The sequence below is a fragment of the Rhodoferax sp. genome (assembly GCF_010365055.1).
In the GTDB taxonomy this organism is placed as follows: domain Bacteria; phylum Pseudomonadota; class Gammaproteobacteria; order Burkholderiales; family Burkholderiaceae_C; genus Rhodoferax.
The window spans coordinates 1-22,745 of the sequence record NZ_JAAFHA010000021.1 but is presented as its reverse complement, the minus strand read 5'-3'; the positions used below and the strand labels follow the sequence as shown (position 1 = coordinate 22,745).

Sequence of the window (22,745 nt, the reverse complement as noted above, 5' to 3'; positions counted from 1 at the left end):
TGAGACTCCACACTGGGCGGCTGAAATGATTGGGGGGTTGACTTCGAATTTTTTTTTGATCAACTTGCAGCGGCATGGGCTTCTCTAGACCGGCGCCCATGCCGCGTGCAAAAGAACAACCCGAATACGTCGCCATATCCGGGTTGTCTTTTTTTGAAGTCCACCGGGCAGCGCTTGATCCACGCGGCTCCGGCTTTGCCAGCATCTGACTACGGCAGCTGGTAGATATAGGTCACGCCTATGAAGTTGACGTTTTGATTTTGGCTCTGCGTCACCGTGCTGCCGTCCGAATACGCGAACTGGGTACCGTTATTTCCCCAAGCCCAATCATTCGCACTGACATGCTGGTGTACGAAATCAAGACGCACTGAAGAACCTTTCTCGAGCGCATAGCTGCCAAACAACTTCAAAGCGGTCTGGCGGTACACAATGTCTGGCAAACCCCCGCCTGCCAGAAGGGTCGGTGGTGCCGAAGCAGTCAGTGTTTGCGCGTAGACGCTCTTGTCGTCCACGTAAGTCAGGCTACCGCCCACGTGGACCTTGCTGGCCGCTTTGCCGGTGATGCCGATGGATGCGGTCAAATTTGTGTTGTCAAATGCCATCACAGACCCAGCGTAACGTGCCTGGTTGATGGTCTGGCCACTGCGCGACAGATAGCCGTTCAAGGCCCAGTTGTAGTTAACGGCATAGCCCCAATCAACGCCCAATTGGCTCATGCGGGTATTTTGCAGCCCGTAGGCACTGGGTGTGCTGAACTTGTCTTTGCCTTCTTCAGCGCTGAACTGCAAACTGAGCTTTTCATTTGCTTGCCAATCGGCAAACAGCTTGATTTTGTCGCGTTGGCGATCGGCCAACGTTGGCATGAACACGGACTGGGTCAAGTCGAAGCTGCTGGCAGGGTCGGCAACCTCATGAACGCCAGGCGCTCCTGGGTTCCCTTGGAGCCAGTTTGATCCATCACGTCGACTGCTGGAGACGCTGATGGCGCCGCTCAAGTCATCGGCCAAACGGCGCCGCAGCTCGGCGCGAACGCCGGCCTCTTCGGTCTTCTGCCGCAAGGGGACCATGCTGGATAAAACGCTGCTGGCGGTGAACACGCCACGATCAATGGATTCGTAGTCTGCACCCAGCGTACCGCGGTAGTCGCTGGTAAATTGCCAACTGGCCTGCAGCTTGCCTTGGGTCTTTTCGCTGGAAAGTTGGCGATTGGTGCCAACGCTGTTGTAATTGGCGAGTGGCGTCTGGTCGTCCCTGTTCTCGTAGCGCAGGTCAGCCAGCAATGAGAGTTTGGGCATTGGCCTCGAAGTCAGTCCGACTTTGGCCAACGTGGTATTGACTTGGGCACCCAGATTTGCGGCCGGGCCGGCGCTGACGAAGCCAGCGTCTTGGGTTGCCGTGGTGTAACCCAGCTTGACCGTGCCGCGGGTGCTGCCGGTGAAGTCGTAGCTGCCACTCAGGTCTATCTGGTGCGCCTGATTTTCTGGCGGCAGTGCCAACAAGGTCTCATTGACGCCAAATCCCGCGCTCGGGCCGCTGGGATTTAAGGCGGTGTGGGCATTGCGGTAGAACGATCCATAGTAGCCAACACTGAAACGCAGCTTCTCCATGGCATAGCTCAGTCGGGCTTCGACCTGGCTGTGGTTAGCGTCGATCGGCTCGGGCAGCATCAGCACCGGCAACCCAGGGACAGCCAAGCAGGTGGAAGTTGTTGACGCCAGACAGTTCAGGAAGGCGCCGAAAGGCCGCGCGCCTGTCTTGTTTTCGCTTTTGACATCCACCTGTAGCTGCAACGCAGGCGAGATGATCTTGGTAAACCCCAGGCCCAGACCGGTGCGTTTGGTCTTCAGATTGAGGTCATTGCCAGTGCCAGCAGCAATGGCGAACACCTGAGGTGTCGTTGAGCCCGCGCCAAGCAAACCGGTATTGATGGTGTTGGGCTCATAGCGAACCAACTCACCATAGTCAGCGGTGAACTTCCAACTGCCCGGCTTCTTCCAGACCAGGCCCAGTTCGCGTGTGTCGCCAAGCAAATTGGCGCCCTGCAACTCCACCCAGGCGAAAGACTCCTGATTGCGCAGACTGTAATCGACACCCAGCATACCGACAACGCTGTCATCCTGCAATCCGTTGTACTGACCAAAAAGTGCACGGTCGGCCTTGGAGCCATTGATGGCACCCACGCCGACGCTGACCGTGGTCTCGACGCTAGCGTCCTGTGCATGCGCGGTCATGCAGGCAGCACCAACTGCAAGCGCCACGGCGGTTCGTCTGGCGCGAAGTGAAAAAATGAATGAAGTCATTGTTGTTCTCCGTTTTTCAGCGCATCAACGTTTGTGGGGTCGGCAAGGTCGTCGACGGATTGTTAGAGCCATGAACCTGTGTGTGGCAGTTCATGCAACTGCGGCCTTGCCACATGCCAACAGCGTTGAAGCCGACGGAACCAGACGCAATCGTGCCGACATTGGCGGCCGAGTGCGGCGTATGGCATTGCTGACACAGGATGGGCGCACGTGCCTTGAGAATGCCCGGGATCATGCTGCCATGCGAGTTGTGGCAGGTGGAACAGTCTTGAGCGACTGGCTCATGCGGATGCACGAACGGCCCGCGCTTTTCAGCGTGGCAGGTGTAGCAGGTGTCATTGATGCTGTCGCGCTTGACCAGTTTGGGACCGGCCGAGCCGTGCGGATTGTGACAGTCAGAACACGTCATCTTGCCTTCAGGTACCGGATGGTGTGAGGGCTTGTTCATCTGGCTGCGTTGCTCCTTGTGGCAGGTGTAACAAGTCTCTGGCTGCGTGAGCTTGTTCAAGGTCTTGTCGCGGTTGGCGTGCACCTGGTGGCAACTGTCGCAGGCAACATCGGCCGCCTGGTGTTGACTGCCGGACCACAAGGCACGCTTGGCATCTTTGTCATGACAAGTCTGGCAAACCCGGCTGCGATCATTGGCCGCCAAGGCGGAGAGTTTTCCGCTCTTTTTGCCAAAGGTGAAATCAGGCTTGGGCTGGACCGAGACCCCGGCCGGCTGGCGGGCGTGAGTCTCACTGGCGCCATGGCAACTAATGCAATCCGGGGCACGCTTGTCGGCGGCAAAACCGTGCGCCGAACGACTCATGTCTGGAAGGTCTTCGTCGTCGTGACAGGTGACGCAGAACGCTGCGCCAGTAGGCTCCGCATCGGCGCCCAAGGCAGGGCCAAAAAAACCAAATAGACAGATGCCGGCAATGGCGAATAGGCTTTTAATATTCATCCTAAGTCCTTTCAAAACCAATTAACGTTCACGGCGCAAGACCTTTGAAAGGCAAGCAAAAAACGTTTGGGAGCTATCGTAGTACCAAGTTTAGATTTTTTTGTCCGCCATCCGAATTTATTGAAGAAATGCCTGTCGCTGAACACAATTGGCCACTTCCTTTAGTCATTTTCGCGTCAACTGCGTCGCAGAAGACAAGGGCAGGCCGCCTTTAAAACTACTGCGAAAGAATCCAGTCGGCCAGATTCTTCAGTTCTTTTTGGTCTTTGCTGTCGATGATCTTGTGTTCTTGCTCGGTGCCGTCTGCCAGCTTGATCTTCGGTCCGGTTGTTATGTTCTTGATGACGTTGTCCTGCGCGTCGGCCTTGCCCCGGAGATCGGCAGCAATCTTCTTCAGGGAAGGGCCCTTCTTGACCTTGTCAACCGCATGGCATTTGGTGCAGTCATTCGCCTTGAACAAAGCTTGAGCGGCATCGGGATCGGCAGCTGCGCGGGTCGGCGCGGCGGCACTGACGACAGCGGCCGGCGGTGGCTGGGGAGCGGCGACTATGGCAGCAGGCGGTGGCGCTGGCGCCGCCTCTACGACGACAGTGGCCGGTGCTGCGGTCACAGCCTCGCTTGCAGTCGCAGCCGGTGCCGCTGGCTGGCCACTGCCGCCGTCGCATCCCGCCAAGGCCAGCAATACCAACCCACATGTACCCCATCGAACCATCAAGTGCTTCATGCCATTCCCCTTGCTCTTTTTGAACGAAAAAAACGCCAACCGCTGGTTGCGATTGGCGTTTAGTTTTTTGACTTTCTGACGCGCTAACTTAATCGTAGAAAGCGGTGTCAGTCATAAATATCGCTGCCAACGCCGTCCCCGAAATCACGCGCCTGGCAATTTACTGCGCAAGAATCCAGTCAGCCAAGTTCTTCAGTTCTTTGTCGTCTTTGGCGTCGATCACTTTGTGTTCTTGCTCGGTGCCGTCCTGAAGCTTGACCTTTGGCCCAGTTGTCATGTTCTTGATGACTGTGGCCTGAGCGTCAGGTTTGCCTTTGAGATCCGCCGCGATTTTCTTCAGCGAAGGGCCTTTCTTGGTTTTATCAACCGAATGGCATTTGGTGCAGTCGTTCTTTTTGAACAGGGCTTTAGCAGCATCTTCATCAACGGCGGCATGCGCCGGGACCACGCTGGCAAAGGCGAACAGGATCGATGCGCTAACAACAGAGAGAGTGGTCTTGAACATTTTGCGTTCCAATCAAAGTAAAGAGTAAGTGACATGTCTACAACGGCAAATTAGACCACTTGCTGCTTTTTGATGTCAAGACCAAGTGCCCAAACTGAACCGGTGACGATGTTGTAGCATGATTTGAGTCAAGACACTGTCCGATAGTGTGCTACTTGTAAGCAAGTGCAAGCCAGCGCGAACCGCGACGTTGCAGAAAGGTCGAAGGTTGAGGAACCAGCCTGCAAAATTTGATTATTCCGACTGATCGATCTTGTGCACAAACGCCAGCGCAATGCGGGGCGCCGCATTGAGCAGGGCGGCGATGTCGGCAATGTCGTCGGGCACGGCCGCGTTGTCCCAGCCGAGCATGGTGTGGCGAGCCAGCCGCACGGCCAGCAGCACGTTGCGCACGCTGGGGTGGTCCGGGTGCTTGCCGTCGCTGATGTGCACCAGCAGTTCGGGCAGGCGCCATTCCTTCATCAACGCTTGGCGCAAATCATCCAGTTCGATGTTGAGCACGCTGCGCTGAATGTCGGCAGAACGCAGCGTCGAGTCGGCACGCTGGGCGTCCTGAATCTGGAGCGCCAGGGCGGGCGCGTGGCACCAGAGCAACATTTCGGCAAAGTCATGCAAAAACGCGGCCAACTGAATCGCGGCTGCATCCAGGTCGGCGCGATGCACGGCAAAGCCCAATGCAAACAACCTGGCGCGCTCAGCCCGCTTGAGCAAATCACGCAGGCCGTCCAGCGCCAGTGGCTGCTCTTGCAGCCGCTCCTCCGCAGTAGGCTGCGGGCCAAAGTGATTGAAAAATGGCGGAATTCCCAGCATCAGCAGCGCGCTGGTGACGGTCTCGGTGCTGGTAGCGGCATCAGGCTTGCGCTTGGCGGCCACATGCGCCAACAGCTTGAGGGTCATTAAGGGGTCGTTCTCAATCACCGCGCTCAAGCTACCGGCGTCCACATCGTCCCGTTCGTCCTCTTGAGCGCGCAATACTTCCAGGGCCTGCGCGGTCTCAGCCAGGACTGGAATGTCGGCGCCGCGGAAGTAGCACAGCCAGGCGGCGAGCCCAGACAGCGGCTCCGTCAGGTACGCATGAGGCGCGGCCTTGACAGCAAGTTGGGGTAAGTTGGCCACAGCGATCCTTGTGTTGCAAGCTGGGCAGTATCTTAGGGCCTGCGCAGCAGGTCAAGGCCGGCCTTGGTCTGGGGCGAACAAAGGGGCTTCACGCCTCCCTTCGTCGCTGGTCATTTGTTCATGCACCGTCGTGGCTCTTTTGCCTTTGGAAAGCGCTAAGCTGCGCCCATGCACGAAATGTCACTCGCGGAGAGTGTGCTGCAACTGATGGAAGACGCAGCACGCCGGGATCACTTCACAAAAGTCACCGCGGTCTGGCTGGAAATTGGCCAGCTCTCGGGCGTCGAGCCCGAAGCCATGCTATTTTGCTTTGATGCGGTGATGCGGGATAGCCTTGCCCAAGGAGCGCGGCTGGAGATCATCACCTTGCCTGGAGCCGGTTGGTGCATGGCTTGCGCCAAGACGGTGCCGATGACAGAGGTGTTTGGCGAGTGCCCGCACTGCGGCGGCTACCGGCTGCAGGTCACCGGTGGTACGGAGATGCGGGTCAAGGAACTTGAAGTATCCTGAGACAGTGTCGGACAGACCGCAGCGACGTGAAGCGAGCTTAACTCTGTCCTCAACTGATTGAATAAGGAGACTGGCTATGTGTGTCACTTGTGGCTGCGGTTTGGGTGAAGTCAGGATCGAGGGCGAGCCCGCTCATAAGCATGACGCTGTGCACGAGCATGTGCATGCGGATGGCAGCCGCCACCGCCATGACCATGACCATCAGCACGACCACGTCCATGGTGACGGCGAGGCGCACACCCATTCGCACGCCCCCGGCCTCAGTCCGAAGCGCATGGTGCAGATTGAGCAGGACATTCTGGCCAAGAACAACGCTTACGCGCAGGCCAACCGGCAAAGTTTGGCTGAACGCGGCATTTTTGCGCTGAACCTGGTGTCCAGCCCCGGCTCCGGCAAGACCACGCTGCTGTGCAAGACCATTGCCCTGTTGGGCCAGCAAGCCGTGGCAGTGATTGAAGGCGATCAGCAAACCAGTCAGGACGCTGACCGCATTCGCGCCACCGGTGCGCAGGCGATCCAGATCAACACCGGCAAGGGCTGTCATCTGGATGCCCACATGGTCGGGCACGCGATGGAACAACTCAAGCTGGAGGATGAGTCCCTGCTGATGATTGAAAACGTGGGCAACCTGGTGTGCCCCGCCGCCTTTGACTTGGGTGAAGCACACAAGGTAGTGATCTTGTCGGTCACCGAGGGTGAAGACAAACCGATCAAGTACCCCGACATGTTCCGTGCCGCCAGCCTGATGCTGCTCAACAAGATTGACCTGCTGCCGCATTTGAATTACGACGTGGATGCAGCCATCGGCTTCGCGCGCCGGGTCAATCCTGGTATTCATGTCATTGAACTCTCGGCCACCAGTGGCGAAGGCATGGACGAGTGGCTGGCCTTTCTGCGTGATGGCATAGCCCAGGCCAGCGCCGACCGGCAGCAGACGGTGGACGGGCTGAAGGCGCGTATTGCCCATCTGGAAGCGCGCTTGCAGCAGGCGCAGGCTTGACGACCGCGTTGCCACTCGTTGCCCGTCACATCCGGGTCAGCGGCGTTGTTCAAGGGGTCGGATTCAGGCCTTTTGTCTGGCGCCTGGCGCAGGAACTCAAGCTCACCGGCTGGGTTCGCAATGACGCCCAGGGGGTCGAGATGGCGGCCCAGGGCGCTGCGCCCCAAGTTGCCGAACTGTTGCAGCGTCTGCGCACGGATGCACCGCCGTTGGCGCGAGTTGATGCGGTGCAAGCGCGTGAGGCCATGGTAGAAGACTGGGCCGGTTTCTCCATCATTGACAGCGTCCAGGGCCGCGCCGTCACGGCCATTGGCCCGGATGTTGCCGTCTGCGCCGATTGCTTGAACGAGCTGTTTGACCCCCTAGACAGACGCTCGCGCCATGCTTTCATCACCTGCACGCATTGCGGCCCGCGCTTCACGGTGACCCGCGCCTTGCCTTACGACCGGCCGCAGACCAGCATGGCGGAGTTCCCGCTGTGCCCGGCCTGTGGCGCTGACTACAGGGCAGCGGCGGATCGGCGTTTTCATGCCGAGACCACCTGTTGCCCGCAATGCGGCCCCACGCTGGCGTTGCGGGATGCGCAGCACCAGACGATTGAAGGCGATCCGATTGAACGCACCTTGCACCTGCTGCAAAACGGGAAAATCGTCGCCATCAAGGGGCTGGGCGGATTTCACCTGGCCTGTGACGCGCGCAACCCGGAGGCGGTGGCGCGGCTTCGGTTCACCAAGAACCGCGAAGACAAGCCCTTTGCCGTGATGCTGGCCAACGTCGCCAGCCTGGCGCCTTATGCGCAGGTGTCGGATGCAGAGCGAGCCCTGCTGGAAAGCCGCGAGCGCCCCATCGTGCTGCTGCGCGCGCAGCCAGGTGGCGATGCGGCCTTGTGCGGTGTGGCGCCGGGCCTGCTGTGGCTGGGTGTGATGCTGCCCACGACGCCGATCCACTTCTTGCTGTTTCATGAGGCCGCTGGCCGACCTGCGGGCAGCGCCTGGATCAATGACCCGCAAGCCATGGTGTTGGTGATGACCAGCGCCAACCCGGGCGGTGAGCCCATCGTGCGGGATAGGGCTGAAGCGCGCACGCGGCTGGTTGGCATTGCCGACGCCTATCTGGACCACGACCGCGACATCGTGGCGCGCTGCGACGACAGCGTGCTGCGCCCGCTGGGACGGGGAGCGCAATTCATCCGCCGCAGTCGGGGTTACGCGCCCGTCGCCATTCGCTTGCCACACGCGGGGCCATCCGGTCCGTCCCGGCCTTGCGTGCTGGCGTTTGGCGCCCATCTCAAAAACACGGTGTGCGTGACCCGTGGCGATGAAGCTTTTTTGTCGCCTCACATTGGCGACCTGGACAACGCCGCGAGCTGTGACTTCCTGAACGAGACGGTGCAGCGCCTGTGCGCTCTGCTCGATGTCAAGCCGGAGATCGTCGCGCACGACCTGCACCCCGATGACTACAGCACACGCGCTGCCCTTGAATTTGCTGATCGCCATGGGCTGCCCACGCTGGGCGTGCAGCACCACCACGCCCACATTGCCGCCGTGTGTGCCGAGCACGGCTGGCAGGGCTCCGTGTTGGGGCTGGCGCTCGATGGCGTGGGCCTGGGGACCGACGGCAGCGCCTGGGGTGGTGAATTGCTCAAGGTCGATGGGGCGCATTTCGAGCGTCTGGGCCACCTGTCGCCCTTGGCCATGCCGGGCGGCGACAGGTGCGCGCGTGAGCCCTGGCGCATGGCCGCTTCGGTGCTGCATGAGCTGGGCCGCAACGCCGACATCGTGAGATGTTTTCAGGAGCCCGGCGCAGATACCGTGGCCGCCATGCTGCAGCGCCAGTTCAACAGTCCGCGCACGTCGAGCATGGGCCGCGTGTTTGACGCGGCAGCGGGTTTGCTGGGTGTTTGTTCTTATATGAAATATGAGGCTCAACCCCCCGTGTTGCTTGAACAGTATGCTACTCTTTTTATAGAGAACCAGGGCTGGCCTGCCGCCATGGCTGAGGGCTGGACGGTCAGTGACCGAGGCCAACTCAATTTGCTGCCCGTTCTGGCATCACTCATTAGTGCCAGCGACGTCAACCAGGCCGCCGCCCGCTTTCACGCGACCGTGGTAGCCGCCCTGACCGACTGGGTGCTGCAAGCCTCAGCCACTACCGGACTGCGCACCCTGGCGTGGGGTGGTGGCTGCTTTATCAACACCCTGCTATCGTCAGGTCTGCGGCAAAATTTGGAACAAGGCGGCATCACCGTGCTGGCACCGGTTCGCACGTCGCCGGGCGATGGCAGCATCGCGCTCGGGCAGGCCTGGATCGCCATGAATTCTTTGGAGACTAAAGATGTGTCTTGCACTACCGGTCAAAGTGATTGAAGTCGGTTGCGGCCCGGCGGGCGATTGGGCCATCGTTGATCTGGGGGGCGTCAAAAAAGAAATCTCGCTGGCGCTGCTGGACGATGTTCAGGTCGGCGACTATGTGATTCTGCATGTGGGTTATGCGCTGTCAAAACTGGACCCGCAAGAGGCCGAACGCACGCTGGCGCTGTTTTCTGAAATGTCCGAATCAGTTGCTGCGGCGTCATGAAATACATCGACGAATTCCGCGACGGCGAGGTCGCCAAAACCTTGGCCCTCAAGATCGCCCGGCTGGCGCAGCCTGAGCGTAGCTACAGCTTCATGGAATTTTGTGGCGGCCACACCCACGCCATTTCCCGCTACGGCCTGTCCGACTTGCTGCCGCCCAACGTGCGCATGGTGCACGGCCCCGGCTGCCCGGTGTGTGTGTTGCCGATCGGCCGCATTGACATGGCGATCGACCTGGCACTGCATCAGGGCGTGATCCTGTGCACCTATGGCGACACCTTGCGCGTGCCAGCGTCTGAAGGCTTGTCGCTGATGAAGGCCAAGGCGCGCGGTGGCGACATTCGCATGGTTTATTCCACGCTCGATGCCTTGCAGATTGCGCGCGACAACCCACAGCGCGAGGTGGTGTTTTTTGCCATTGGTTTTGAGACCACGACGCCGCCGACCGCGCTGGCCATTTTGCAGGCCGCTCAGGAGCATTTGGCCAATTTCAGCGTGCTGTGCTGCCATGTGCTGACACCGGCGGCCATCAGCCAGATTCTCGCGTCGCCCGAAGTGCGGCAGTGGGGCACGGTGCCGATTGACGGCTTCATCGGCCCGGCGCATGTGTCGACCGTGATTGGCAGCCGTCCGTATGAATTTTTTGCCGCGGAATACCGCAAGCCGGTGGTGATTGCGGGCTTTGAGCCGCTGGACGTGATGCAGGCCATTTGGATGCTGGTCAAGCAGGTCAATGAAGGGCGCGCCGAGGTTGAAAACGAGTTTTCCCGTGCGGTCAGCCGCGACGGCAATCTCAAAGCCCAAGACCGCGTGGCCGAGGTGTTCGAGTTGCGCCGCGAATTCGAGTGGCGCGGGCTCGGCGTGATGCCCGATTCCGCTCTGATGATCCGTGAGAAGTACGGCAGCTTCGATGCCGAGCGCCGCTTCAAGATGGATTACCAATCGGTGCCCGACAACAAGGCCTGTGAATGCGGGGCCATTCTGCGCGGCGTCAAGCGACCGCAAGACTGCAAGATTTTCGGCACCGTCTGCACGCCGGAGAACCCGGTGGGCTCGTGCATGGTCAGCAGCGAAGGTGCCTGCGCGGCGCACTACAGTTACGGGCGTTACAAAGACATGACCCCATGAGTGAAGTCAAACGCGGCTACGTGCGTCCGCTCGATCTGAAACATGGCCGGGTGGACATGACGCATGGCGCGGGCGGGCGCGCCATGGTGCAGCTGATCTCCGAGCTGTTCACCCGCCATCTGGGCAACGCCTACCTGGGCCAGGGCAATGACGGCGCCGTGTTGCCCGCCGCGATGTTGAACGGCAAGCCCGCGCGACTGGTGATGTCCACCGATTGCCATGTGGTCTCCCCCCTGTTCTTCCCCGGTGGCGACATTGGCTGCCTCTCAATCCACGGCACGCTCAATGATGTGGCGGTGATGGGCGCCACGCCCCTCTATCTGGCCGCCGGCTTTATTCTGGAGGAAGGTTTTGCGCTGGCTGAGCTGGCTCGCATCGTCGAATCCATGGCAAGTGCCGCCAACGCCGCGGACGTGCCCGTGGTCACCGGTGACACCAAAGTGGTGGAACGCGGCAAGGGCGACGGCATTTTCATCACCACCACCGGTGTCGGCGTCTTGCCCGATGGGCTGGAACTGGGCGGCGCCCGGGTGCGGCCGGGCGATGTGGTGATGGTGTCCGGGTCCATGGGCGACCACGGCGTGGCCATCATGAGCCAGCGCGAAAACCTGACGTTTGAGGCCAGCATTGAATCCGACACCGCCGCGCTGCATGGCCTGATCGCCCAGCTGCTGGCAACCGGTGCCGACATCCGCTGCCTGCGCGACCCCACCCGGGGCGGCCTGGCGTCTACCTTGAACGAAATTGCGGGGCAATCCGGTGTCGGCATGATGCTGCATGAGAAAGCCATTCCGATCAAACCGGTGGTGGCTGCGGCCTGCGAGTTCCTCGGCCTGGACCCGCTCTATGTGGCCAACGAGGGCAAGCTGATCGTGATTTGCGCGGCGGTCGATGCGCCGCGCCTGCTGGCCACCCTGCGGGCGCATCCGTTGGGCGTGGATGCCGCCGTGATTGGCGAGGTGATGGCCGACGAACATCATTTTGTGCAGCTCACCACCGCCTTTGGTGGCCGGCGCATGGTCGATTGGCTGGTGGGCGACCAGCTGCCACGCATTTGCTGAGGTCGCTGGGCAAAACTTTTTTGCCTCGTCCTTTGTCATGGTGGCCGACCGTTTCGGCATGTCGTGGCTGATCATCGGGGCGCCTGGAAGCGCGGCTCATAAAAAACGCGCCCGAAGGCGCGTTTTTTTTTGGGTAGCGAAAACCGCTTACTTGGAGACCACGCGCGCCATCTCCAGGCACTTGCTCGAATAGCCCCACTCGTTGTCGTACCAGCTCACCACCTTGACGAAGGTGCTGTCCAGAGCCATGCCGGCATCGGCGTCGAACACGCTGGTGCAGCTTTCGCCACGGAAGTCAGTGGATACAACTTTTTCTTCGGTGTAGCCAAGCACGCCCTTCATGGCACCCGTTGACGCGGCCTTCATGGCGGCGCAGATTTCAACGTAGGTCGCGGGCTTGTCCAGCTCGACGGTCAGGTCGACCACTGACACGTCGGAGGTCGGCACACGGAAGGACATGCCGGTGAGCTTCTTGTTCAGCTCCGGAATCACCACGCCGACCGCCTTGGCCGCGCCGGTGCTGGAAGGAATGATGTTTTCCAGAATGCCACGGCCGCCGCGCCAGTCCTTGTTGGACGGGCTGTCCACAGTCTTTTGCGTAGCGGTCGCCGCGTGCACGGTGGTCATCAGGCCGCGCTTGATGCCCCAGTTATCGTTCAACACCTTGGCCACGGGCGCCAGGCAGTTGGTGGTGCAGCTGGCATTGGAGATGATGGCTTCACCCGCGTATTTGCTGTCGTTCACACCATAGACAAACATCGGGGTGTCATCCTTGGAGGGCGCACTCATGATGACTTTCTTCGCGCCGGCGGTGATGTGCTTTTGCGCTGTCTCCTTGGTCAGGAACAAACCGGTGGCCTCGATCACGATGTCGGCGCCGACTTCGTTCCATTTGAGTTCCGCCGGGTCTTTGACCGCGCTCAGGCGAATCTTCTTGCCGTTGACGATGAGGTTGTTACCTTCGACCGCAATGTCGCCCTTGAAGCGGCCATGCACCGAGTCAAACTGCAGCATGTACGCCAGGTAAGCCGGCTCCAGCAAGTCGTTGATGCCGACGATTTCGATGTCCTTGAAGTCCTGAACGGCGGCACGAAACACCATGCGTCCGATGCGGCCAAAGCCGTTGATACCGATTTTGATTGTCATTTTCTTTTCTCCATCAAGTTAAAAGTCAAAAATTGAAACTGGTCTATTTACGCAAAACTTTTTCCACCGTGTCCGCCACATTTTCGGGGGTAAAACCGAAATGCTGGAACAACACCGGCGCGGGTGCGGATTCACCATAGCTGTCGATACCGACCACGGCTGCGCAGCCATATTTCCACCAGCCAGCGGAAACACCCATTTCAACCGCGATGCGCGGTACGCCTGCCGGCAGTACGGCTGCTTTGCAGGCGGCACTTTGTTGGTCGAATGTGGTGGTACTCGGCATGGAGACGACGCGTACCGCTATCTTTCGCGCAGCAAGAATTTCCTGGGCTTTGAGCGCTAGTTGCACCTCGGAGCCGGTGGCGATCAGCACGGCTTGGGTCTTCTTCTTGAGCCCCACCTCGGACGGCTCGGCCAGGATGTAGGCGCCTTTGCTGATGTCGCCGAGCCCGGCCTTGGGCGCGTAGTGGATGTTCTGGCGGGACAGCAAGAGGGCAGTCGGCTTGTTCTTGTTCTGCAAGGCCACAGCCCAGGCCACCGCGGTTTCAGCGGTGTCACCGGGGCGCCAGACATCCAGGTTCGGGATCAGGCGCAACGATGCGGCATGCTCGATCGACTGGTGCGTCGGGCCGTCTTCACCCAAACCAATGCTGTCATGCGTGAACACATGCACCACGCGCAGTTTCATCAGCGCCGCCATGCGGATGGCGTTGCGGCTGTAGTCGCTGAAGGTCAAAAAGGTGCCGCCATAGGGGATGAAGCCCCCGTGCAGCGCAATGCCGTTCATGATGGCGGCCATGCCGAATTCGCGCACGCCGTAATTGATGTGGCGCCCACCCACCATCACGCCGTTGGCGTTGGGCGTCTGCACCACGCCGCCGGTAAAGTCAAAACGCAAATTTGGCGTGCTCTTGGTGTTGGTCAGGTTCGAGCCGGTCAGGTCGGCGGAGCCACCGAGCAGTTCCGGCAGCGCCGCGGTGAAGGACTCCAGCGCCAGTTGCGACGCTTTGCGCGAGGCCACGGTTTCTGCCTTGGTGTGCGCTGCCACCGCGGTATTGACCGCGACCTGGGCGAAGTTTTTCGGCAACTCGCCCTTCATGCGGCGCAGCAGCTCTTTCGCCAAATCGGGGAACGCGGCCTTGTAGGCGGCAAACTGGTCGTTCCAAGACTTTTCGGTGGCGGCGCCAACGGCCTTGGCGTCCCAGGCGGCATACACGTCTTTGGGAATGACAAAAGGCTTGTGCGGCCAACCCAGTGCAGCGCGCGTGAGCGCGATTTCGTCCAAGCCCAGGGGCTCGCCATGCGCCTTGCTGGTGTTGGCACGGTTCGGTGAGCCGCAGCCAATGGCCGTTTTGCAGATGATCAGGGTCGGCTTGTCGGCCGATTCCTTGGCCTGGGCAATGGTCTTGGCCACCAGTTCGGCATCTTGCCCGTCGATCGGTCCCAGCACGTTCCAGCCGTAAGCGACAAAACGCAGCGCGGTGTTGTCGATAAACCAGGGCGCCACCGGACCATCGATCGAGATGCCGTTGTCGTCGTACAGGGCGATCAGTTTATTGAGCTTCCAGGCGCCAGCGAGGGCGGCCGCTTCGTGGCTGATGCCCTCCATCAGGCAGCCATCGCCCAGGAAGGTGTAGGTGTGGTGGTTGACGACGCGGTGGCCGTCGCGGTTGAACTCGGCCGCCAGCAGTTTCTCTGCCAGCGCCATGCCGACCGCGTTGGTGAGCCCCTGGCCGAGCGGGCCGGTGGTGGTTTCCACGCCGGGGGTCACGTTCACTTCCGGGTGGCCGGGCGTTTTGGAGCCGAACTGGCGGAATTTCTTCAGCTCGGCGACGGGCAGTTTGTAGCCGGTCAGATGCAACACCGAGTACAGCAGCATGGAGGCATGGCCGTTGGAGAGCACGAAACGGTCGCGGTCCAGCCAGTGCGGGTTGGCCGGGTTGTGCTTGAGGTGTGAGCCCCACAGAGCCACCGCCATGTCAGCCATGCCCATGGGCGCGCCGGGGTGGCCCGAGTTCGCGGCCTGCACCGCGTCCATCGCCAGCGCGCGGATCGCGTTGGCCATCTCAAGGCGGCTGGCGCCCATTTGTTGTGATGCTTGCGCTTGTTCTGTATCAGCCATGGGTGGCAACTCCGGGAGTGGGGGGTGAGGGGAAACGCTAGATTTTACCGGCCGGAAAAACAGAGCTGGCCTGGGCTATGCTTTGCGTTCCGAACCAAGACCTTGAAGGACTGCCATGAGCCTGTTGTTTTCACCCCTGCACCTGCCCTCGCCACGCGGTGGCCTGACCTTGTCCAACCGCATCGTGGTCGCGCCCATGTGCCAGTATTCGGCTCAGAATGGTGAGGCCAGCGACTGGCATCTGATGCACTGGGGCAACCTGTTCAACAGTGGCGCGGCGATGTTCACCATCGAGGCCACAGCGGTGCTGCCCGAGGGCCGCATCACCCCGAGTTGCCTGGGCCTGTGGGACGATCGCACGCAGGCCGCGCTGGCCGACAAGCTGCAGCGCGCGCGCCAGCTCGCGCCACCCATGCCGGTGTGCATTCAGCTGGCGCACGCCGGGCGCAAGGCGTCGAGCGCGTTGCCGTGGCAGGGTGGGCAACTGCTGAGCGCCGCGCAAGGCGGCTGGGAGACCTTCGGCCCTTCGGCTTTGGCGCAACTGCCGAGCGAGCCGGCGCCGACCGAGCTGACGCTGGCGCAGATGGTGCAGATCCGTGACGCATTCGTTTCAGCCGCGCAGCGTGCCGCGCGCATCGGGATCGAGGCGGTGGAGATTCACAGCGCCCACGGTTATTTGCTGCATGAGTTCTTGTCGCCCATTGCCAACCAGCGCTCGGACACTTATGGCGGCAGTTTTGAGAACCGCATCCGCTTTCCGCTCGAAGTGTTTGCCGCCGTGCGCGCCGCTTTTGACGGCGTGCTGGGCTTGCGCGTGTCAGCCTCGGACTGGGTCGAGGGCGGTTGGGACGTGGCACAAAGCGCCGAGTTCGCGAAGCAGCTGAAGGCGCTGGGCTGTGACTTCATTCACGTCTCGTCCGGCGGGGTCTCGCCCCAGCAAAAAATCACGTTGGGCGCGGGCTACCAGGTGCCGATGGCGCGGGCCGTGCGCGCCGCCAGCGGCATGCTCACCACCGCCGTGGGCCTGATCACCGACGCCCACCAGGCCGAAGCTGTTCTGCAGGCTGGCGACGCCGACCTGATCGCCCTGGCGCGGGCCTTTTTGTATGAACCGCGCTGGGGCTGGCACGCCGCCGCCACACTCGGCGGCGAGGTCGTGGCCAACCCGGTCTACTGGCGCTGCCTGCCGCGCGAGGCGCAGGCGGTGTTTGGCAAGGTTTCGATCGGCGGGCGCTAGCTCTGTTTATGAGCGTTTTAGGGCTCTAGCCCACGTCCTTATTGAACATAGTGCTATTTAATTAACAAGGCCATGTGTGATGCCCGTCCCAAGCCCCTTGTTGCTGTAAGCATGTATTTAATCCGTCGTTGCGTCTTCCTGCTGATGATTTTCGTCGGCCCGACGTTGGCTGCGTCCGCCGAGCCACGCGCAGTACGCATCGGTGTACTGGCCTTTCTTGACGCCCAGGCGATCAGCGGCCAGTGGGAGCCGGTGCTCGAGCACCTCGCCACGGCGCTTCCCGGCTACAAGCCGGTTCTGGTTCAACTTGACCATGCCGCCCTGCGTGCGGCCGTGGCCGCGCATTCAGTCGATTTCGTCATCACCAATCCGGGCAGCTACGTGGCACTTGAAATGGAATTTGGCATCAGCCGCATTGCCACGCTCGCCACGGCCCAAGCAGCCTCTCCGCTGCGCGCGGTCGGATCGGCCGTGATTGTGCTGGCCGAGCGCAAAGACCTGAGATCGTTGGCCGATCTTGCAGGCAAGCGCGTGATCGCGGTTGGAGAAGACGCTTTTGGTGGCTACCAGTTGGCATGGCGGGAGTTTGCGCAACTGGGCATGGACCCGTTGAAGGATTTCTCGAGTCTTGAATTCGTCGGTTTGCCGATGGGCCGATTGACCGAGGCCGTGGCAGCGGGTCGCGCCGATGCGGGCATCGTTCGGGCCTGCCTGATTGAGAGCCTGGCGCCGCAGCTTCAAGCACAATTTCGTGTGCTGTCGCCGCGCGTGGAGCCCGATTTTCCGTGCCAGACCTCGACCCGCCTTTATCCGGACTGGCCGATTGCGACCTTGCGCAGTACGCCGCCGGCACTGGCCAAAGCAGTCGCCACAGCCTTGCTCACCATGGCGCCAACAGCCGAAGGGCTGTCCTGGACCGTGCCGGCCGACTACCAGTCGGTCCACGACTTGTTTCGCGAACTGCGCACCGGCCCGTACAGCTACCTGCAGGAAAGCACGCTGCGCGCGACAGCGCTGCGTTACTGGCCTGCTGGTCTGGTGCTGGCCACGCTGCTGCTGGCCTGGGTTGTCTACACCGTGCGGGTGGACCATCTGGTGCACTCGCGCACGACCGAACTGCGCCGCGCACTCGATGAGCGCGAGGCGATCGAACGGCGCATGCTCGCGCACCAGGAGCAGCTGGAACACCTGTCGCGCCTGTCGATTCTCGGGGAGCTGTCTGGCACGCTGGCGCATGAACTCAATCAGCCGCTGGCGAGCATCGGCAACTATGCGCAAAGCCTGCTGCTGCGCGTTGACAACGGCCGGCTCACGGATGCGGCGGTGCGCGAGGCCAGCGCTGAAATTGCCGGCCAGGCCGCGCGGGCGGCGGGCATTTTGGGACGCATCCGCAGTTTTTCCCGCAAGCGTGCGGCCCTCAGGGAACGCCGCGTCCTGCCTGAGCTTGTGGGCGAGGCGGTCACGCTGTTCTTGGGCATGCTGTCGAGCCGCCCCGAGGTCGGGATCGACGCGGGTACCAGCGGCGATTACGTGGTCGACGTGGATCCCCTGCAAATCCAGCAAGTGATGCTCAACCTGTTGAAGAACGGGCTCGATGCGATGCAGCATCTGCCCGAAGCCGAGCGCCGTCTGGACATCGTTCTGGACCAGGTCGGCCATGTGCTGCGTGTCGCCGTGCGTGATTACGGCCACGGCCTCACGCCCGAGGCGCGGCAACAATTGTTTGAACCCTTCTTCACGACCAAGCCGGATGGATTGGGCCTGGGCCTGTCGATCTGCACGACCATCATCGAAGCGCACGGCGGCCGGCTGTCGGCGCAGGCGCCCACCGATGGCCCTGGACTGGTCATTAGCTTCACACTACCTTGTCATGCCTGAACTCAATCAAAACCCTGTCGTCCATGTCGTTGACGATGACGCCGCGTTTCGGCGTTCGCTCGTTTTTCTGCTTGAGTCCCTGGGCTGGCCGGTTGTGGCGCACGCCTCGGCCGCGGAATTTCTCGCAGCTTGCCCCGTGCCCCCCGCGGATTTTGGCTGTCTGGTGCTCGACATCCGCATGCCCGGCATGAATGGGCTGGAGCTGCAGCAGACCTTGCGCGCCCGGGGCTGGACGCCGGCCGTGGTGTTCATGACCGGTCATGGCGACGTCGAACTCGCGGTGCAGGCGATGAAGCAGGGTGCCTTTGATTTTCTGGAAAAACCATTTCGTGACCAAGCCCTGCTCGATACGGTTGCGGCCGCCGTGCGCCATGGCAGCGCCGAGCGGATCACCACGCAAAAGCGCGCACAGGCCCAGAGCCTGCTCGAGCGCCTGACACCGCGTGAGCGTGAAGTGGCCCGCCTGGTCGCCATTGGTCAACCCAACAAGCAGGTGGCGCGCGAGCTCGCGATCAGTGAGAAGACCGTGCACGTGCATCGCCAGCACGTCATGGAAAAGGTCGAAGTGGGCAGTGCAGCCGAGCTGGCGCGCCTGATGCTGCGCGTTGACCCACGGGCGCTCGACTGAGCGCCCCGCAAGCCCCCGGTCGCGTCGGGTGTGGCTTGCGCTGGCAACAGTTCAGGTTACTTCAGGCGTGGACCAGCCGGGCCGGCAGGCCATTGCGCACGGCCGAGCCCGAGACCGCGTCAACCCATACCGATTTGCCGGTGCGGGTTGGGTCCGCCAGCCCCAGGTCATTGAGGTTGATGCCCGCGCGCAGGGCGGGCTTGTCGGGCTGCTGCGTTTTGCCGATGCGGTGCGCGCGGGCGCCGAGTTCGCGGTGACCGAAGCCGTGCTCAATGGCGACGACGCCCTGCATCACGCCCTCGTGCACGATCACGGTAGTCTTGACGCTGCCACCCGGGGTGCTGAGCTTGGCCGTGTCGCCGCTCTTCAGGCCCGCGCGGGCGGCGTCGGCCGGGTGCACCAGAGCCGGGTTGCTGGCATGAATGCCGGTCAGCCGCGTCGCGGCGATGCTGTAGGAATTTTGCAATGCCGACTTGAAGCTGACGACCTGCAGCGGCCACTGCGCCTCGCTGTAGACCTTGCGCATCGGCGTGCCGTCAATGAAGGACGGCACCTGCACGCTAGCGCAACCGGCGAAACGCTTGCCGGTGATGCTGTTCTTGCTGCCCCCGACCATGTCGCTCCAGAGCCAGAGCGGGTTCTTGAAGCGGTTGGTCTGCCACTCGGGGTTGGCCTCGTCCTGCGCATCCTTGGCCGGCTGGTAGCGGCCACCTCGGGTGTACAGGAAGGCGACCTTGCGCCATTCTTCGGGCTTGAGGTTGGCTTCGAGCAGGGGGCGCAGACGGTCCACGCCCGACAGCGCGAGGTCCTCGTCGCTCGCATCGGGCACCGGCTCCTTGCCGAGCCAGGCAATGTTGGCGCCACCGCGCAGGTACCAGTGCTCGGGGCGCTCCAGCGGCAGCGCCAGTCCTGCGGCATCGCTCATCGCCTGCGGGCCGAAGCCGGGCAGCGCCATCGCCTTGGCCAGCGCCATGAAGAAGGTTTCCATGCCAATGGCCTGGCCGTCGGGCGTCTTCGCCGCCAGCGGCTCAACCACCGGCCAGCGTGCCGTGGAAGTCTTGGTGGGTACGCCATTCCAGGGGGCGGCCCAGCCCCAGCTCTCGTACATCAGTGAATCGGGCACGATGTAGTCGGCGAACGCATTGCTTTCGTTGATCAGTGGATCGACCGAAATGATCAGCGGAATCTTCTTCGGATCGGCCAGGTCCTTGTCAATCTGGGCGCGCAGGCCGGTGATACCGTAGAGTGGGTTCGAGCTCCACAGGATCAGGGCCTTGATGCTGTACGGGTAGCCGCTCATGGCGCCGGTGAACCATTCGGTCGCCAGCCCCGGGGCGTTGGGGAACCACGGCGACTGCGCCGGGTAGGGCTTGCCCTGGGCTTTCTTGCGCGCGAATTCGCTGGTCTTCTCGTAAGGCGCGTTGCGCCCCAGGGGCGTGCCTTTGGGTTTGACGGCGCCGGCAAAACTCTCAAGGTTGTAGCGTGGCCCTTCGCCATTGTCCTTGAAGCCCCCGCCGCTCATGACCAAGCCCCCCTTCCAGTTGAGGTTGCCGATCAGCAGGTTGAGCGTCATCACCGAGAAGGCGCTGTAAAAGCCGGCACCCGACATCATGCCGCCATGCGCAATGACGGCGGCCTTGCGGCCGTGGCGCGTGAATTCGTCGGCCAGGGCGCTGATCTTGGCCTCTGGAATGCCGCAGGCCTGGGCGCACTGCTCAATCGTCTGCTTCAGGATCGATTCCCTGAGCAGCAGCCAGGCGGTTTTCACCGCCAGCGGCTTGTCAGCAAGCGTGAGCGTCGTCTGTGCGTCCAGCGGCGCCGGCCCACTCGCCTGCTCGGCCAGCACCGGGCTGCCGTCAGCGCCCAGCACCAGGTAGGGGTCGCCTTCCTTGTAGCGCTCTTCTTCGGCGACTGCCAGCCCGATGTCCGAGCCGCGCAAGAAACGGCCCTGGCGCGGGTGGCCGGCTTCGGTGATGACCAGCCAGGTGGCGCTGGAGAAGGACGGCTCGCCTTGCTGCTCTGCGACCGCGAGGTTGGGGTTGGCGAGGTACGCCATGTTGATGCGGTTGTTGTCGAGCATCCAGCGCATCATGCCCAGCGCCAGCGCGCTGTCGGTGCCGGGGCGGATCGGAATCCAGCGGCCGCGGTCCGGCGCGGCACGGTTGTCGGCGTTGGTCAGCACCGGGTCGACCACGACGTAGTTGAGTTTGCCGTCGCTGCGCCCCTTGGCGAGCAGGGCGCCGGTGCGCTTGAACGGGTTGCCGGCATTGCCCGGCGCGGTGCCGATGAAGATCACGAACTCGCTGTGCGCCAGGTCCGGCTTGGCGTGCGGCATCTTCTTCATGTCGCCGAACAGGGCGCCCGTGCCGGATCGGTAGGCGCCGCCGCAGTAGGAACCGTGGCCAACAAAATTGAGTGTGCCGTAGGCCTGGTTCCAGAATCGCCGGGCCAAAGGCTCGCGGCCATCATTGACGCTCGACAGCAGCGCCACCTGGTTGACGCGGGCACCGAGTTCGGGCTGCGCCGCATCGATCGGCGTGGCCAGATCGCGCAGCGCCTTGAGCCCGGCCACCGGTCCTTCACCGAACAGATCGCCGCCGTCGGTCAGTTCCCGGATCAATTGGTCGAAGGCGATCGGCTCCCATTGGCCCGAATTGCGCGCGCCCACGCGTTTCATGGGTGTCAATACCCGAAACGGTGAATTCATCTGCGACAGCACCGCGTTGCCACGCCCGCAAGCAGTTGAGCGCCCCACCTGACCTTTGTTCTGGAAGCTCGACATGGCAATCAGGCTTTCCTTGACGGATGCCTTCATCGGCAGGTGCGGTTCGGTCGAGAGCGGGCTGTAGGGATTGCCGGCAACACGGATGACGCGGCCCGAGGCCTTGTCGATGCGAACGCGCACGCCGCACTGGGTAGTGCACCCCAGGCAGGCGGTGTAGCTGACTTGCTGCGCCGGGTTGGGCCGCAGCTGGCCGGTGCTCGGGTCTACCGTAAATTCAGGCGCAGCGGCGTTGCCCCAGACATTGTGTTTGGGCGCATCCTTGCCCATCACCTTGTCGGCCATGCGGCCCAGGGTTTGCGAAAAGCCGGTGGCAAAGGCGGCGAGGCCGCCGGCGGCAATGAGTTGGCGACGGGTATTTTGTTTCATGATGATGTCCTTGCGCTTAGGCGCTCTTGGCTGTCAGGCGGCTGAGCGGCAGCAGGGTGGTGATGGCGATGAACAGGAAGATGCACAGGCCCGCAGTGCCGACGATGCCGAGCAGGCCGTCAAAGCCCGCTGGCAGTTGATACGGGTAGAAGCCGGCGCCGGTCTTGGGCACTTGCTGACCGCCAATCAGGATGGTCCAGCGCATCAGCCAGGCGCTGTGCACGGCGAGCAAGCCGATCAACAGCCCGCTGCCCGGGTGGCGCAGCGCCAGCCACAGCGTCAGCGCGGTGCTGCCTGCCGCCCACAGCCCCGCCACCTTCCAGGCGGCAGACGGTGCCAACTCGGCCAGGGCCTGCGCGTGAATCGGCGACACACCGCTGAAGCCCAGCACCAGCCAGACTGCGCCGATGACCAGCGCCGCGCCCTGGGTCAGCGCCAGCGCCCGGGCCAGGCGTGCGGTGTCGTCCACCGAGGGCTGGCCGGCCAGGCGAGCGAGGATCAGCGTCAGGCCGATGCCCCCGGCCAGTGCCGTCACCACGAACAGCAGTGGCAGCAAGGGCGTATGCCACAGCGGGATCGCTCGCACCACCATCACCTCCATGCCGGTGTAGAGCGCAACCAGCAGCGCCCCGACGAAGGTGAGCGCGGCAGCGCCAAGCAGCGCGCCCCGGCTTTCGGATCCGCCTGCGGCCAGTAGCCGGCACAACCGCGCCA

18 protein-coding genes are annotated in these 22,745 nt (G+C 62.3%); 9 read left to right on the top strand and 9 right to left on the bottom strand.

Annotation, left to right across the window (positions count from 1 at the left end):
- Nucleotides 1-209: 209 nt before the first annotated feature.
- The 5 genes from GZ093_RS07320 to GZ093_RS07300 form a co-directional block, all read right to left on the bottom strand.
- Complete coding sequence (locus GZ093_RS07320) at nucleotides 210-2,300, bottom strand: MtrB/PioB family decaheme-associated outer membrane protein (protein WP_296484176.1); 2,091 nt, start codon at nucleotides 2,298-2,300, stop codon at nucleotides 210-212.
- A gap of 16 nt (nucleotides 2,301-2,316) precedes the next feature.
- Nucleotides 2,317-3,246, bottom strand: coding sequence for a DmsE family decaheme c-type cytochrome (locus GZ093_RS07315; protein WP_296484174.1), 930 nt, complete (start codon nucleotides 3,244-3,246; stop codon nucleotides 2,317-2,319).
- 217 nt (nucleotides 3,247-3,463) lie between these two features.
- On the bottom strand, nucleotides 3,464-3,970 hold the full coding sequence (locus GZ093_RS07310) for a c-type cytochrome (protein ID WP_296484171.1): 507 nt from the start codon (nucleotides 3,968-3,970) through the stop codon (nucleotides 3,464-3,466).
- A gap of 160 nt (nucleotides 3,971-4,130) precedes the next feature.
- Nucleotides 4,131-4,475 (bottom strand): c-type cytochrome, encoded by a 345-nt coding sequence (locus tag GZ093_RS07305; protein ID WP_296484168.1) that lies wholly within the window; start codon nucleotides 4,473-4,475, stop codon nucleotides 4,131-4,133.
- Nucleotides 4,476-4,709: 234 nt separating this feature from the next.
- The gene (locus tag GZ093_RS07300; RefSeq protein WP_296484166.1) at nucleotides 4,710-5,591 is read right to left on the bottom strand and encodes an HDOD domain-containing protein; all 882 of its coding nucleotides are present in this window, start codon (nucleotides 5,589-5,591) and stop codon (nucleotides 4,710-4,712) included.
- Between the two features lie 168 nt (nucleotides 5,592-5,759).
- Here GZ093_RS07300 and hypA point away from each other — a divergent pair, with 168 nt between their 5' ends.
- The 6 genes from hypA (at nucleotide 5,760) to hypE (ending at nucleotide 11,866) form a co-directional block, all read left to right on the top strand.
- Nucleotides 5,760-6,101 carry a hydrogenase maturation nickel metallochaperone HypA gene (gene hypA, locus GZ093_RS07295; RefSeq protein ID WP_296484163.1) on the top strand — a complete coding sequence of 114 codons (342 nt, stop codon included), beginning with the start codon at nucleotides 5,760-5,762 and terminating at the stop codon, nucleotides 6,099-6,101.
- Between the two features lie 76 nt (nucleotides 6,102-6,177).
- Nucleotides 6,178-7,101, top strand: coding sequence for a hydrogenase nickel incorporation protein HypB (gene hypB / locus GZ093_RS07290; protein WP_296484160.1), 924 nt, complete (start codon nucleotides 6,178-6,180; stop codon nucleotides 7,099-7,101).
- Nucleotides 7,102-7,109: 8 nt separating this feature from the next.
- The gene (gene hypF, locus GZ093_RS07285) at nucleotides 7,110-9,467 is read left to right on the top strand and encodes a carbamoyltransferase HypF (RefSeq protein WP_296484157.1); all 2,358 of its coding nucleotides are present in this window, start codon (nucleotides 7,110-7,112) and stop codon (nucleotides 9,465-9,467) included.
- Nucleotides 9,436-9,678, top strand: a complete 243-nt coding sequence (locus GZ093_RS07280) for a HypC/HybG/HupF family hydrogenase formation chaperone (protein ID WP_296484155.1) — start codon at nucleotides 9,436-9,438, stop codon at nucleotides 9,676-9,678. Before hypF ends, GZ093_RS07280 begins: the two co-directional genes overlap by 32 nt.
- A complete protein-coding gene (hypD, locus tag GZ093_RS07275) occupies nucleotides 9,675-10,805 on the top strand; it encodes a hydrogenase formation protein HypD (protein WP_296484153.1) in 1,131 nt (376 codons plus the stop codon). The genes GZ093_RS07280 and hypD overlap by 4 nt, the downstream gene beginning before the upstream one ends.
- Nucleotides 10,802-11,866 (top strand): hydrogenase expression/formation protein HypE, encoded by a 1,065-nt coding sequence (gene hypE, locus GZ093_RS07270; RefSeq protein ID WP_296484150.1) that lies wholly within the window; start codon nucleotides 10,802-10,804, stop codon nucleotides 11,864-11,866. Before hypD ends, hypE begins: the two co-directional genes overlap by 4 nt.
- Nucleotides 11,867-12,013: 147 nt before the next feature.
- On the opposite strand, the gene gap is transcribed toward hypE, so the two are convergent.
- Both gap and tkt read right to left on the bottom strand, forming a co-directional pair.
- On the bottom strand, nucleotides 12,014-13,012 hold the full coding sequence (gap, locus tag GZ093_RS07265) for a type I glyceraldehyde-3-phosphate dehydrogenase (RefSeq protein ID WP_296484148.1): 999 nt from the start codon (nucleotides 13,010-13,012) through the stop codon (nucleotides 12,014-12,016).
- 43 nt (nucleotides 13,013-13,055) lie between these two features.
- A complete protein-coding gene (tkt, locus tag GZ093_RS07260; RefSeq protein WP_296484145.1) occupies nucleotides 13,056-15,137 on the bottom strand; it encodes a transketolase in 2,082 nt (693 codons plus the stop codon).
- A 115-nt stretch (nucleotides 15,138-15,252) separates the two neighbouring features.
- Here tkt and GZ093_RS07255 point away from each other — a divergent pair, with 115 nt between their 5' ends.
- From GZ093_RS07255 to GZ093_RS07245, 3 genes are all read left to right on the top strand, one after another.
- Nucleotides 15,253-16,374 (top strand): NADH:flavin oxidoreductase/NADH oxidase, encoded by a 1,122-nt coding sequence (locus GZ093_RS07255; protein ID WP_296484142.1) that lies wholly within the window; start codon nucleotides 15,253-15,255, stop codon nucleotides 16,372-16,374.
- A gap of 111 nt (nucleotides 16,375-16,485) precedes the next feature.
- The gene (locus GZ093_RS07250; protein WP_296484138.1) at nucleotides 16,486-18,252 is read left to right on the top strand and encodes a PhnD/SsuA/transferrin family substrate-binding protein; all 1,767 of its coding nucleotides are present in this window, start codon (nucleotides 16,486-16,488) and stop codon (nucleotides 18,250-18,252) included.
- On the top strand, nucleotides 18,245-18,880 hold the full coding sequence (locus tag GZ093_RS07245; protein WP_296484136.1) for a response regulator: 636 nt from the start codon (nucleotides 18,245-18,247) through the stop codon (nucleotides 18,878-18,880). Before GZ093_RS07250 ends, GZ093_RS07245 begins: the two co-directional genes overlap by 8 nt.
- Before the next feature lie 61 nt (nucleotides 18,881-18,941).
- Here the strand turns inward: GZ093_RS07245 and GZ093_RS07240 are convergent, their stop codons facing one another.
- Complete coding sequence (locus GZ093_RS07240; RefSeq protein ID WP_296484133.1) at nucleotides 18,942-22,031, bottom strand: molybdopterin dinucleotide binding domain-containing protein; 3,090 nt, start codon at nucleotides 22,029-22,031, stop codon at nucleotides 18,942-18,944.
- 16 nt (nucleotides 22,032-22,047) lie between these two features.
- Nucleotides 22,048-22,745, bottom strand: a 698-nt coding sequence (gene nrfD, locus GZ093_RS07235; RefSeq protein ID WP_296484127.1) for an NrfD/PsrC family molybdoenzyme membrane anchor subunit, incomplete at its 5' end; no start/stop codon positions are given.